General features: G+C 65.0%; 12 protein-coding genes. 6 read left to right on the top strand and 6 right to left on the bottom strand.

Translation table 11 applies throughout. The features are described from left to right. Positions 1-10: 10 nt before the first annotated feature. Positions 11-1,165 carry a hypothetical protein gene (locus tag T333_RS31000; protein ID WP_496426705.1) on the top strand — a complete coding sequence of 385 codons (1,155 nt, stop codon included), beginning with the start codon at positions 11-13 and terminating at the stop codon, positions 1,163-1,165. A 533-nt stretch (positions 1,166-1,698) separates the two neighbouring features. Here the strand turns inward: T333_RS31000 and T333_RS30995 are convergent. The 3 genes from T333_RS30995 to T333_RS30985 form a co-directional block, all read right to left on the bottom strand. Then, the gene (locus T333_RS30995) at positions 1,699-2,874 is read right to left on the bottom strand and encodes a protein kinase family protein (RefSeq protein WP_496426704.1); all 1,176 of its coding nucleotides are present in this window, start codon (positions 2,872-2,874) and stop codon (positions 1,699-1,701) included. Between the two features lie 111 nt (positions 2,875-2,985). Then, positions 2,986-3,798: a hypothetical protein gene (locus T333_RS30990; protein ID WP_496426703.1), complete on the bottom strand. Its 813-nt coding sequence runs from the start codon at positions 3,796-3,798 to the stop codon at positions 2,986-2,988. Positions 3,799-4,066: 268 nt separating this feature from the next. Continuing rightward, a complete protein-coding gene (locus T333_RS30985; RefSeq protein ID WP_496426702.1) occupies positions 4,067-4,642 on the bottom strand; it encodes a DUF7873 family protein in 576 nt (191 codons plus the stop codon). 288 nt (positions 4,643-4,930) lie between these two features. Between T333_RS30985 and T333_RS30980 the strand changes: the two genes are divergently transcribed. Beyond that, complete coding sequence (locus tag T333_RS30980) at positions 4,931-5,566, top strand: HD domain-containing protein (RefSeq protein ID WP_496426701.1); 636 nt, start codon at positions 4,931-4,933, stop codon at positions 5,564-5,566. 80 nt (positions 5,567-5,646) lie between these two features. Here the strand turns inward: T333_RS30980 and yaaA are convergent, their stop codons facing one another. After that, positions 5,647-6,390 (bottom strand): peroxide stress protein YaaA, encoded by a 744-nt coding sequence (gene yaaA / locus T333_RS30975; RefSeq protein ID WP_496426700.1) that lies wholly within the window; start codon positions 6,388-6,390, stop codon positions 5,647-5,649. A 135-nt stretch (positions 6,391-6,525) separates the two neighbouring features. On the opposite strand from yaaA, the gene T333_RS30970 reads away from it, so the two are divergent. Further along, the gene (locus T333_RS30970) at positions 6,526-8,283 is read left to right on the top strand and encodes a proline--tRNA ligase (protein ID WP_354999447.1); all 1,758 of its coding nucleotides are present in this window, start codon (positions 6,526-6,528) and stop codon (positions 8,281-8,283) included. 233 nt (positions 8,284-8,516) lie between these two features. Then, positions 8,517-10,268, top strand: coding sequence for an acyl-CoA dehydrogenase family protein (locus tag T333_RS30965; RefSeq protein WP_496426699.1), 1,752 nt, complete (start codon positions 8,517-8,519; stop codon positions 10,266-10,268). Between the two features lie 214 nt (positions 10,269-10,482). Here T333_RS30965 and T333_RS30960 read toward each other — a convergent pair whose 3' ends face one another. Both T333_RS30960 and T333_RS30955 read right to left on the bottom strand, forming a co-directional pair. Then, positions 10,483-10,917 (bottom strand): ferritin-like domain-containing protein, encoded by a 435-nt coding sequence (locus tag T333_RS30960; protein WP_357253974.1) that lies wholly within the window; start codon positions 10,915-10,917, stop codon positions 10,483-10,485. Further along, the gene (locus tag T333_RS30955) at positions 10,914-11,420 is read right to left on the bottom strand and encodes a hypothetical protein (protein ID WP_496426845.1); all 507 of its coding nucleotides are present in this window, start codon (positions 11,418-11,420) and stop codon (positions 10,914-10,916) included. Before T333_RS30955 ends, T333_RS30960 begins: the two co-directional genes overlap by 4 nt. A gap of 301 nt (positions 11,421-11,721) precedes the next feature. On the opposite strand from T333_RS30955, the gene rimP reads away from it, so the two are divergent. Then, positions 11,722-12,390 carry a ribosome maturation factor RimP gene (gene rimP / locus T333_RS30950; protein ID WP_354999451.1) on the top strand — a complete coding sequence of 223 codons (669 nt, stop codon included), beginning with the start codon at positions 11,722-11,724 and terminating at the stop codon, positions 12,388-12,390. After that, entirely contained in the window at positions 12,387-13,415 is a 1,029-nt protein-coding gene (nusA, locus tag T333_RS30945; RefSeq protein ID WP_067782429.1) for a transcription termination factor NusA, read from the top strand. The genes rimP and nusA overlap by 4 nt, the downstream gene beginning before the upstream one ends. Positions 13,416-13,460: the final 45 nt, after the last annotated feature.

Here is a 13,460-nt window from a genome sequence, read left to right as displayed (position 1 = left end):
GGTTTCGACCATGTCGGACGGATATGACAGAGATCGTGGGCCCTACGACAGCAACGAGCGGGGCCGAATCTTCGAGAACGGCACCGATCGATTCTTCCGCGACCGCGAGAACGGTTACATCCACCAATCCCGAACATACGAAGCCGGAGACGAAAAGATTCGTTTCGACAAGGAGAAGGAAGCTGAGGGGCTTACCTCCACAATCGAAGAGAAATCCGGGAGGATCGGCGGGAAAAAGGACGAGAAGCAACTGAGAGTCCTGCGAGCTCTTCTCGAAAGAGGGGAGGTCCACCAACACTTGCTGCGCTCTGTCGAAGGCGAGCATATATCCAAAGAAGCGCGAGAACTCATCGACAACCTGGCTCGGGACTACCCGGACCGGTTCACGCACCAGATCATCTCCCGAAGTGACGCCCGCGAGATTTGGGCACGAGGGATGCAACTGGAACGCGGTCAGCAGCTTGAGTTGCCCGGCATCGGCGAGAAGGCCCGAGAGCAGCGAACGCAACAGAAGGCCCAAGCCAAAGAACGCGAGTCACGCGGCCCCGCCAAACAGGTGCAGGCCCGCGACAAGCAGCCACCCGCCCGCACACCACAACAGGAGCTCGCCGACAAGAAACAAGTCCTTGCCAAGCAGGTGGCCGAGCAGACCCGACGCTTGGCCGAAGCCCAGGAGCGCGGCAACCTGATACCGACCAAAGATCTACGCCAGACCCACAACAACCTGTCCCAACAGCTGCACATCATCCGCGAGACGGAGAACGCGCAAGCCCGCCAAGCGCTCGAATCCGCGGGCTTGACCCGCGACCAGATCCAACAAATGGAACCGATCTTGCGCGCGAATCGCGAGGAGACACGCGCCGAAACCGTGCGGGGCATCGAAGCCATCGGAGCCGCCCCCCGGGAGGCCGAGCGTGTCGTCGAGGAACGCGCCAAAGAGGCCGCCAACCGTGAGCAGACGCGCGAACGAAACGCCCTCGGACTGACACCGGAAGTCACCCACGTCCTCAACCTCAGCGGCCCCCAACCGATCCCGGACACCGATCGCACCACCATCACACCCGCCGACCTCGCACGCCGCGAACGTGGCGCACGGGAAGTCCGCGAACGCGACGAACGCGCACGCCAAGAACGAATACACGGCCGCAACCCCGGCACCAGCTGACCGTCAGAAGGCCGAGCGACTGCGCGGAGGCTGGGGCGTGCCGGATTCGGCCACCGCCTCACTGGTTCCCGGGTCCCAGGGTTGGGCCGTTCCGTCGCGTCGCGTGAAGCAAGGCAATCTATGGTCTGATTCGCGAAAAGTGTTGTACCGCAAGCTTGAAGGCTCTTTGGGAGAGAGTGAGAGAAGTTGGGAACCCCCGGGAATCAGTAGGAAAAAGAAGGAAAGGATAACCGGTAACCCAACAGATCAGAACTTGCCGAATTTCTCTTTACAGAGTCAAGAGCGGCGCGCATGCGCGCGCCGCCCAGGGTCGCCCCGCCCTCCGCTCCGCTCCGGTCGGCGCACCCTGGCCCGGGCTCAGGAGGGAAAACCGAACCATCACGCTCACCCTCGCAGCGCGACCGCGCGGAAACCGGTACTCTCCGCAACAATCGCCGTCTTTAGACGCAAGTTGCTGCCGCACCCCTCCGGGGCTTGCCACATGATTTGTGCGCTATGCCTCGTCGGCTTCTCTTATACTGCGAGGCCATGAATCACACGGGTGCGACTGAGCTGGCGAGCATATCTAGACGTTCAACGTCGGAAATTATATCTGCGACATTCTGATACCGCTCGCGAAGATTGCTGGACGTACATTTATGAATAATGTGGCTCACATCATCCTTTCCGGTCTTTAGCGATTCTCTGCCAGTGAAAATATATGAAAGCACCCAGCCGACCGCATAGATTTCGTTGACGCGACCGTAGTCTTTAAAGTTATGCAGATATGGATCACGAATCGTTCCGCGCATTTCAGTTCTTGTTCTGGTGAATGCTGATTCCAGATCCTTTACAAGACCGAAGTCGGACAATTTGACCAGGACAGCACCTGCGTCGAACGCCTTTATCAATGCATTCTGTAGGCTTATATCCCGGTGCAACAAATTCTTGCGGTGTATGTAGTTGATGCCATATAAGAACTGAAGTGCGATCCTCTTACGGGTAGCCGATGACAACGAGTTATTGTGTTTACGAATGTAAGACCGCAGCGTAGTATCGCAGTATTCCATAGTGTACTCATTGCGGTTCTCGTTGTAATTGTATACATCAACGATATAGGGAAAGCTAAGTTTCTTGAGTGTCTCGAACTCTTGCCGAAAGCGGAAGAGATCTCGTTCGCCGAGATCCTTCTTGGCGCGCTTTAATGCAATTTTCTTGCCATAGTTTACGTCTGTATATTCGTAGACGATGGCATACGATCCTTCGCCTATCATTGTCAAATTCTGGCCAGTGGGACGTTGCATGATATCGGTGACTGTTTCAGGAAAGAAGAAAATAGGTTGATATTTTATGATCTTTAGCTCTGAAAATTCGTCTGGGATCGTGCTACCTCCACTTGGCGACAGCCACTTCCTACAATCAAATATATGTGCACGATACTCGTCAGAAAAATCTACGGTGATACCCGCTGCTTTTAAATTTTGAAGGATATCGGTTAATTCGGAGAATAACTCGATCAGCTCGCGGCTGTTTGAGGCCCAGTAGTGGTGCGTCGTTCTAATGCGGCCATTGATCGACTCGAAGTGTTCATTCAATTTTTGGTGTAGGCTCGCAAACATTCGCCCCAGCAATACTTCAGTGCCATATAGGCGAAGGAAGCCCTCTGAGACCGGCGTGGCATCGTACTTCGCCGTCAGATCGTCTAGGAGTAGCTGGGTGGGATCAGGCATTCAATTCCTTCAGGAGTGCAGTCCTCTATCGGTGAGTTAATTCGGCGTACAGCATCAAGAATGCCTTGCCGTATCGAGCTGCTGTTTTGTGCGGCTGAAGCGGCTAGTTGGCTATCTGGTTTCGCTTAATCGACGCAGAAACCGGCGGAGTGCACCATTCAGCTCATCGGGATCGCGCAGCGACTCCACCATTATCCGGTCGACGTATGCTACTCCCGCATCCCTCAGCAGGTGCTCCCGAGTGGTGTCCAGGGCCCGACGATTTGTATGGTGCGGTCCGTCAACCTCAAGAACGCCTGCACGACCTTTGTATGTGACAAGAAAATCCGGCTCCCATGTGTGGCCGGGAATTCTACCGCCAGCTAGCGGAAATATCCCGATCGTCTCTTCGCGAGGCAGAACTGACTCTTGGATTTTCTTCAATGCGCAATAGACTTGCAATTCTCCATCATTCGTGAAGGCAAGCCAATCTTGCGCGAAAGCTGACATCGTTCGTACTTTACGAGCGTGGTTTGTGGGTCGCTTGCCGTTCTGTTCTGATCCCGCCAAAATTTTTCGCCAACCAAAAGGAACTGGCGGCATGATCTCGCGAGTTCCCAGCCAGTCGAGAGGGAATCGTTTTCGCTCTACGACCTCATCGAATACCTGTCGCCATCCTTCAATGCTAGATTGAAAGCTTTCTTTGTCCTCTGGCTGATGTTCAAGCCATAAGTCGCGGCTATGTGAATCCGAGTCGTATTCAATTCTCGCGTTCACAACCGCCGCAAGCGTATTGGCGATATCAGAGCGACCTCGGTGTACTAGCAGAGTGATCATTGTTCCGAGTGTCTCGTCGATGAGCTTTTCGGTCTTCTGATCCTGGCTGACCGTGGTGTCATCGCGAACTTCGCTATAGGTCAACTCGGACAGGTGTTGGTCGGCCAAGGGGGCTCCTCCGTGGCAATGGCCTGCTACTTAGCGCTACAGCTTATAACCAGGCACCGACAGCCCCAAGGCGGCGGATCCGGGTGTGCCTGTCGCGCTCATATCGAGCGATTGGTACGCGCCGCTCGCGCGTACTGCCGAAGGTGCGCGGTGCAATAGCAAATGTTTGCGCCGAGTGTGTCACACGTCATATGGAGTTGAAATGTGCAGGTCGGGCGTGTGTTGATCGGCGTTTGCCGTGATCAGGGCGTTGCTCCCACTATCCGAACTAGACCGTGGTCCAGTAGCCGACGGCGATGTCCTCGTAGTACACCTCGACCTGGGCCGGGTGCTTGTCGGTGGCCTCGGCCTTCACGTGGTTGCGCGGCACCTTCTTGGTGCGGATGGTGCGGACCGGCTCGGTGCGCCAGGTGTCGGGGGAATCGTCGAAGCCCCAGGCCTCGGCGGCGTCGAGCACCGGGAGCCGCTTGACGAAGGTCAGCAGATCGGCGAGCTGCTTCTCCAGGAACAGCAGGTACGGCACCGGGACGTCGTCGAGGATGGTCTCGCCGTCCACCACCACGTCGGCCGCGGCGGTGCGGTTGGCCCAGTCCTTGGTCGCGGTCACGTCGAAAAGGCGGGTCAGCGTGGCGGCGGTCTGCCGCAGCACCTCCTCGGACTTCACCTGCACCCGGGTCGCCTCCGGCGGAAGCTGTTCGCCCTCTTCGTCCTTCGGCTGGTAGGTGCGGGTGATGCCGGCCAGTAGCGACGGCTTCTGCAGCAGGTTCTGGGTCTCGGCGAGCTCGCGCAACGCGGCGCTCTTGACGCCCTTCTCCACCGCGATGATCTGATTCAGCTTGGTCATTCGTCCTCCCCGATCGCGCCACGGCGAGGTGCCCGGACGCTTCGATTGAATTCGGGCGACGCCAGATTTCGGAATCCCCCCGTCGTCGCTGTGGTGACGGTACCGGCGGGGTGGTGGACGGCGCATCTCATTTTCCGAGCAGGTAGTCGGTGGGCCGTCGGCTGTCGCGGTGGTGCGATCAGCGCGGGTAACCCGTGCTCTTTCGGCGGCAGTGAATGGGTTTGTGCGGTGACGAATTCCATCGCCGGAGGCGTTGTCGCCAGCGTTCCCGTGGAGAAGACTGGGCAGATGTCACCTGAGGTGGAGCGGGCGCTGTTGGAGCGGTGGACGGCGCTGGCCGGTCCAGCTGCCGAGCCGGTCGGGAAAGACCTCGTGCGCCGCTACAGCGAACCGCACCGGCGCTATCACACCGTCGAGCACTTGGCGGCCATGCTCCGCGTCATCGACGAGCTGGCCGACCAGGCCGACGACGCGGACGCCGTGCGTTACGCGGCGTTCTTCCACGATGCGGTGTACGCCGTCGACCGCGCCGACAACGAGGAGCTCAGCGCCGAACTCGCCGAGGTGATGCTCGAGAAGATAGGCGCGCCAACCGAACTCGTGCGCGAAGTGGGCCGTCTGGTGCGTCTCACGAAATCCCACGACCCAGAACCGGAGGACCACAACGGCGGCGTCCTGTGCGACGCCGACCTCGCCGTGCTTGCCGCCGACGAGCCCGGCTATGCCTCGTACGCGGCAGCGGTCCGCGCCGAATACGCCCACGTTCCGGACGACCTCTTCCGCGCGGGCCGCGCCGCCGTCCTCGAAAGCCTTGCCCGCCAACCCCACTTGTTCCACACCGAATCCGCCAGGCGGCGCTACGAATCCGCCGCCCGCGGCAACCTCAGCCGCGAGATCGCCGCATTGGCCGAGCGGCCCCACTGAGCTCGCGGTTCGCAGGCCACGCCGCGCAGACGCTGTGACCTCTCGACGTGGGTGAGTCGACGACAAGCTGCCCGAGCGCCTCAGGTGATGATGAGAAGTTCGGTGGGAGAGGCGATCTCGGTGCGCAGCCCGGCCTTCTCCGCGACTCGGGCCACACCGCGAACGTCGGTCGGTTCGGCGCGGGTGAGAACCAGCGCGCGAGCCAGCAGACCCTTGTGGTGCTTGTTGAAATGGCTCACCACGGTGCGGCTGCCGTCGGGGTGCTCGGTGAGGACGTTCGCGGTGACGGCGCCGGGGACGCGGCCGAGTTGCTGGTAGGTGCCCGAGCGCAGGTCGACGACGAGATCGCCCGCGGCTTCGGCCACCAGGGCGTCCGGCAGGACGTCGCGCCAGACTGCGGAGAGGGTCGGCAGACCCGGCAGTTTGGAGCCGCCGGAGAGACGGTAGGCGGGGATCGGGTCGCCCGCCCGCACCGCGCCGAACAGCGCCGAGCCGATGCCGAGCCGCGCGTACGCCTTGGCGCGTTGCGCCTTGGTGAAGGACTTCGCGTCCAGCGCGTCGTAGAGGACGCCGGTGTAGCGCTCCAGCGCTGGCCGGGTCGCGGCCGTGCGCAGCGCCGCGTTCCTGGCGATCTCGGCGTCGGCCCCCTTGCCGAGCCCGAGCGCCGCGCGGGAGGCAGCCGGATCGGCGGCCAGCTCCACCAGTTCGGTCACCAGCTTGTCGCGCACCGGCGTGAGCTGCGGCATGGCGAGCAAGTCCAGGTCCAGGGGCCCGCCCGCGCCGCCGTCGGACTTGGTTTCGGAGGGAGGTAGCAGCACCAGCACGAGGCGATACGGTACCGGCGCGAGTCGCCGCGAACCGGACGCGGTAGCGCGACGCGTTCATGAACACGGCCCACGCGCCCCGAAATGGATAACGCGTTGCGGAGACGCGGTGGCCGGAGACTACGCTGTGGACCCGTGATCACCCGCCTCTCCCACCTCTTCCTGCGTACCCTGCGCGACGACCCCGCCGACGCCGAGGTGCCCAGTCACAAACTTCTCGTGCGCGCCGGATACGTCCGCCGCATCGCCCCGGGCGTCTACTCGTGGCTGCCGCTGGGTCTGAAGGTGCTGCGCAAGATCGAGGACGTCGTCCGGGAGGAGATGAACGGCATCGGCGCGCAGGAGATCTCGCTGCCCGCGCTGCTTCCGCGCGACCCGTACGAGACCACCAACCGGTGGACCGAATACGGCGACGCGCTGTTCCGGCTGCAGGATCGCAAGGGCGCGGACTACCTGCTCGGCCCCACCCACGAAGAGCTGTTCGCGCTCACCGTGAAGGGCGAGTACAACTCGTACAAGGATCTGCCCGTCGCGCTGTACCAGATCCAGACCAAGTACCGCGACGAGGAGCGTCCCCGCGCGGGCATCCTGCGCGGGCGCGAATTCGTCATGAAGGACTCCTACTCCTTCGACCTCGACGAGGACGGCCTGAAGGCCAGCTATAACGCGCACCGCGAGGCCTACCAGCGCATCTTCGACCGGCTCGGCGTCGAGTACGTCATCGTGGCCGCCACCTCGGGCGCGATGGGCGGCAGCGCCTCGGAGGAGTTCCTCGCCGACAGCCCCGTGGGTGAGGACACCTACGTGATCTGCCGCGAGTCCGGCTACGCGGCCAATGTGGAGGCGGTGATCACGCCCGCTCCCGAAGCGCAGCCGATCGAGGGCAGGCCCGAGGCCGTCGTGCACGACACCCCGCACACCCCGACCATCGCCACGCTGGTCGAGTGGGCCAACGCCGCGGGCATCGCCGAGCAGTACGGCAGGCCGGTCACCGCGGCCGACACCCTGAAGAACGTGATGGTCAAGCTGCGCCACCCGGACGGCAAGACCGAGATCGTCGGCATCGGCATCCCCGGCGACCGTGAGGTGGACGACAAGCGCCTCGGCGCGTCGATCGAGCCCGCCGAGGTCGAGCTGCTCACCGAGGCCGACTTCGCCGCCAACCCGTTCCTGGTGAAGGGCTACATTGGTCCGAAGGCGTTGCAGGAGAACGGCATCCGCTACCTGGTCGACCCCAGGGTGGTGACCGGCACGTCCTGGATCACCGGCGCGGACAGCGAGGGCAAGCACGTGGTCGGCCTGCTCGCGGGTCGCGACTTCACCCCGGACGGCACCATCGAGGCCGCCGAGGTCCGCGACGGCGACCCCTCACCGGACGGGCGCGGCACGCTGGTGTCCGCGCGCGGCATCGAGATCGGGCACATCTTCCAGCTCGGCTACAAGTACACCGACGCCTTCGAGGTCGACGTGCTCGGCGAGAACGGCAAGCCGGTGCGGTTGATCATGGGCTCCTACGGCGTCGGCATCTCGCGCATGGTCGCGGTGATCGCCGAGCAGCAGCACGACGAGAAGGGTCTGCGCTGGCCCGCCGAGATCGCGCCGTTCGACGTGCACGTCGTCATCGCGAACAAGGACGAGGCGGCCCGCGCGGGCGCCGAGGACGTGGTGTCCGGCCTGCACGCGCAGGGTCTCGACGTGCTCTTCGACGACCGCACCGCCTCGCCCGGCGTGAAGTTCAAGGACGCCGAACTCCTCGGCATGCCTTGGGTTCTCGTCATCGGCCGCGGCTGGGCCGAGGGCAAGGTGGAGCTGCGCAACCGCTTCACCGGCGAGGCCGAGGAGATTCCGGCGGGCTCCGCCGTCGAGACGGTGGTCGCGAAGATCCGCGGCTGATTCGCCCGAGCATTCTGTTCGCCGCCCCGGTCCCCACGGTGGGACCGGGGCGGCGTTCGTTTTCGGACTGTCTCGGAAACTCCGGGCCTCGACTGAGTCTCGCATCCGGGTCCGCCCGGCGTGAGAAGGTTGGACAGTCGCCCTCTCCTTACGCTTCCGTAGGCTAGATTTGCCGGTCTGCTAACTGACATACCCACCACACGCTGCTGTTACCCGCTGGTAAGTTAACCGGCATGACGAACACCGACGCGTTGTTGTTCAACCCGGCCACCTACGATCCGCAGCATTTCGACGCGGAGACCCGCCGCCTGCTGAAGGCCACCATCGAGTGGTTCGAGAGCCGCGGCAAGCGGCAGCTGCTAGCCGACGATCACAACGCCGTGTTCACCGCGGACTTCCTCGAGTTCGTCGCCAAGGAGAAGCTCTTCGCCACCTTCCTGACCCCCGCGGCGTACGCCGACGGCGACGAGAACCGCCGCTGGGACGCCGCGCGCAACGCCGCGCTCTCGGAGATCTTCGGTTTCTACGGCCTGGCCTACTGGTACGCAGAGCAGGTGACCATCCTCGGCCTCGGCCCGATCTGGCAGAGCGACAACGAGGCGGCCAAGCGGCGCGCTGCCGGCGACCTGGCCGACGGACAGGTGATGGCCTTCGCGCTGTCCGAGCAGTCGCACGGCGCGGACATCTACAACACCGACATGGTGCTCACCCCCACCGAGCCGGGCAGTGCCGACGCCGAGGCCGGAATCCTGTTCCGCGCCAACGGCGCCAAGTACTACATCGGCAACGGCAATGTGGCCAGCATGGTCTCGGTGTTCTCCCGGCGCGGTGACATCGAGGGCGCCGACGGCTACATCTGGTTCGCCGCGGACAGCCGCCACGAGAACTACCACCTCATCGACAACGTCGTGAACGAGCAGATGTACGTGAGCACGTTCCGGCTGGAGAACTACCCGGTGCGCGCCGAGGACATCCTGCACACCGGTCCCGAGGCGTTCTCCGCGGCGCTGAACACCGTCAACGTCGGCAAGTTCAACCTGTGCCACGGCGGTATCGGCATGGTGGAGCACTCCTTCTACGAGGCCATCACGCACGCCAACAACCGCGTGCTCTACGGCAAACTCGTCACCGACTTCCCGCATGTGCGTGGCAATTTCGTCGACGCCTACAGCCGCATCATCGCCATGAAGCTGTTCAGCGACCGCGCCGTGGACTACTTCCGCACCGCGAGCCTGGACGACCGGCGCTACCTGCTGTTCAACCCGATGACCAAGTCCAAGGTGACCTCCGAGGGCGAGGTGGTCATGACCCTGCTGCTGGATGTCCTGGCGGCCAAGGGCTTCGAGAAGAACACCTACTTCAACGAGGTGCAGCGCCTGATCAACACCCTGCCCCGGCTCGAGGGCACGGTGCACGTGAACGTCGGGCAGATCCTGAAGTTCCTGCCCAACTACCTGTTCAACGCGAAGGACTACCCCGAGGTCGGCACCCGCCAGGACGCGGCCGACGACGAGTTCTTCTGGCGGCAGGGCCCGGCTCGCGGCGCGGGCCGAGTGCAGTTCGCGGACTGGAACCCGGTGTACCAGAAGCACTCCGACTCCGCGAACGTCGCGCGCTTCTACGAGCAGGCCAAGGCGCTGCGCGACCTGATGGCCACCGCGGCCCCCGACGCGGCGCAGCAGCAGGACCTGGACTTCATGCTCACCATCGGCCACCTGTTCTCCCTGGTGGTCTACGGCCAGCTGATCCTGGAACAGGCCGCGATCACCGGCCTGGACCGCGACGTGCTCGACCAGATCTTCGACTTCCAGATCCGCGACTTCAACGCGCACGCCACCACCCTGTACGGCAAGGCGTCCGCCACCGCCGCGCAGCGGGAGTGGGCGGTTGCGGCGCTGCGCACCCCCGAGGTCGACCGGGAGCGTTTCGACCGGGTGTGGGCGCAGGTGGCGTCCTACGACGGCGCCTACGAGATGCGCCCCTGAGCGAGCCGGGTGCGGCCGAATACTTTTCGGCCGCACCTGCTTTCGGACCTCGATCGGACCGTGGCCGAGGCGCACGAGTCGGGACTTCGCCCAGCGACCGATGGTCGAAGCTGCCAGGTCGCGCGCAGCTGAAAGACCGTCGCGCAGCTGGAAGACCTCAGCCGCGTGGGCGGCTCGCCGAGCGAGCGGCGAACGTCGGGCTACCGGACCGGTCTCAGGGCTGGCCGGGGAAGGCGACGGTCGGCGGGTTCGCGCCGAGAATCGCTTGCCACGCGGCCATGCGCAGTGCGCATTCGGTGAGCGCGTCGACACCGATGCGGCGGGTCGGTTCGGATTCGCCGTGCTCGACGACCGCGCGCCAGGCGACCGCGGTGTCCTTCTCGACGGTGACGGCCAGTCTCGCCGCGTCGATGGGACCGTCCACCGGGAACGGCATCGTGTAGGCGGGTTCCGGCGGCGGTGCGCTCGCTCCCGCCGCACGCAGCGCGTCGACGGTGGTGTCGCGGCGGGCCCGGTGCGCCGCGGTGTTCTCGGCGATGAGGCGATCCCGCTCGGCGGAGGCGAACGCGGCGATCACGCCGTAGGCGTAGACCGCGGCGTTCTCGGCGGTGAGCGCGTCGAGCAGGGCTTGGCGTTCGGCGTCGGTCATGCCAGCAACACCCCGGCGTGTGCGGCGCAGGCCGCGCTGATCGAGGCGAGCAGGCCCGCGCGGTAACCGGATTGGGTCACCGCGAGATCGGCCGCGGATTTGCGGGAGCGGGCGAGCTGCTCGCGTAACTGGTCGAGGCTCGGCGGGGAGATCGGTGGCACGTCCGTACCTGTCGTCTCGGGGCCGGTCGTGACCGCGGCGAACGGCAGGGCGTTGTCCCGGGTCTTGCGCGCCGGGGTGGTCCCGTCGCCGTAGACGCCGACGGCGCGGGCGATCTCGGTTCGCAACGCGTCCGCGTGCGCGGTGCGTTCGTTCGCGATCGTGCTCAGCGCGGCCTGCCGCTGGGGAGCGAGCGCGATCGCCGCGGTCGCCGCCGCGGCGTCGGTTCGGGCCGAGATCTCTTGTGCGGCAAGCGGATCGGGTTCGTATACGGATTCGTCCGCGCAGCCCGTCGCGGCACCGAGCGCGAGGGCGCCGAACGCTCCGCCGCCCGCGAGCCGCAACGCGGTGCGGCGGTCGACGAGCGGGACGCGATGCGCTAGGGGGTCCTGGGACGCGTGCCGGTCGACCCGGCTGCCGAAGGTGCGCCCGGCCGATGGCGGGGCGAGGAGGCGGAGAGGCACGGCACCATCGTGCCAGACCGGTCCGACCACTCCGGTCGCGCCGAGCGACCCGCCCTGCGCGCCGCGCACCCGGGACGCATGTCTCGGGCCGCTGGTCCTTTACACTCTCGTGGCGCGTTACGCTAGACCTTCGGTACAGAAAATTCCGACCGCGTCACAACTGAACCAGGAGCCGCCCCACATGCCGATGCCGACCGAGGAAAGGGTGAGCCAGCTCGTTGCTGAGCTCGTCGAACGCCGGGGATTCGACCTCGAGGGCGTCGAGATCTCGAGGGCAGGCAAGCACGCGGACGCGCAGGCCAAGGTGAAGGTCACCGTCGACAGCGACGGTACCGCCGATCTCGACACCATCGCCACCCTCAGCTCGGAACTCTCGCTGCTGCTCGACGACGCGGGCGATTTCGGCGAGACGCCCTACCTGCTGGAAGTCACGACCCCCGGCATCGACCGCCCGCTCACCGCCGACCGGCACTGGCGCCGCGCGCAGGGCCGCAAGGTCCGCGTCACGCTCAGACCGGGGGCCGAACCACCGGAACCGGGGGGTTCGGCGCGGTTCGAGGCGCGAGTCGGTGCGCTGGCGCAGGATTCGGTGGCGCTGGTGCTCGGCGGCAAACGCAACCCGCACCGGGTGCACGTGCCGCTGGCCGATATCGCAGAGGCTGTCGTCCAGGTCGAGTTCTCCGCGCCCGGCGAGCGAGAGCTGGAGCTGGCGGGCGGGGTGACGCCAGGTCGTCCCAAACCGGGGCACGACGACGACGCTCTCGCGGTCGACGACGCCGCGGATGCCCGAGGAAACACCGATGCACTACCCGTAACAGCGTCCGATTCGACCGAAGGGATCGTGGAATGAACATCGAAATCGAAGCCCTGCGCGCGATCGTCGCCGACAAGGGGATCTCGATCGAGACGGTGATCTCCGCGATCGAGTCGGCGCTGCTGACCGCCTATCGACACACCGAGGGCCACCAGCCCAACGCGCGCATCGACATCAACCAGAAGACCGGCGTGGTCCGGGTGATGGCGCGCGAACTCGACGCCGATGGCAACGTGATCTCCGAATGGGACGACACCCCAGAGGGTTTCGGCCGGATCGCGGCGACCACCGCGCGCCAGGTCGTGTTGCAGCGGCTGCGCGACGCGGAGAACGAGAAGTCCTTCGGCGAGTTCTCCACCCACGAGGGCGACATCGTCGGCGGTGTGGTGCAGCGCGACGCGCGCGCCAACGCCCGCGGCACCGTGGTGGTGCGCATCGGCAGCGAGCTGCACGGCACCGAGGGGCTGATCCCGCCCGCCGAGCAGGTGCCCGGCGAGACATACGAACACGGTGACCGCATCAAGTGCTACGTGGTCGGCGTCTCCCGCGGCCCGCGCGGCCCGCAGATCACCCTCTCGCGCACCCACCCGAATCTGGTGCGCAGGCTCTTCGCGCTGGAAGTGCCGGAGATCGCCGACGGCTCGGTCGAGATCGTCGCGGTGGCCCGCGAGGCCGGGCATCGCTCCAAGATCGCGGTGCGCTCCACCGTGCCTGGCGTCAACGCCAAGGGCGCCTGTATCGGCCCGATGGGCCAGCGCGTGCGCAACGTGATGAGCGAGCTGGCGGGCGAGAAGATCGACATCATCGATTACGCCGAGGATCCGGCCGCCTTCGTCGGCAACGCGCTCTCGCCGTCGAAAGTGGTTTCCGTCACTATCGTCGACCCCGACGCCCGCGCGGCCCGCGTGGTGGTGCCCGACTTCCAGCTCTCGCTCGCGATCGGCAAGGAGGGCCAGAATGCCCGCTTGGCCGCGCGTTTGACCGGCTGGCGGATCGATATTCGCAGCGACGCGGCCCCGGACGTGGGCGGCGGCGTGCGGACGGAGGCGCATCGCAGTTGAGCGAAGCTCACACCGCGAACAGGGAATCCCGCCCCGGGGATGACA

The organism is Nocardia sp. CNS-044 (genome assembly GCF_059570515.1).
The sequence above is the reverse complement of the archived record's forward strand: the minus strand, read 5'-3'. Positions and strand labels throughout refer to the sequence as shown.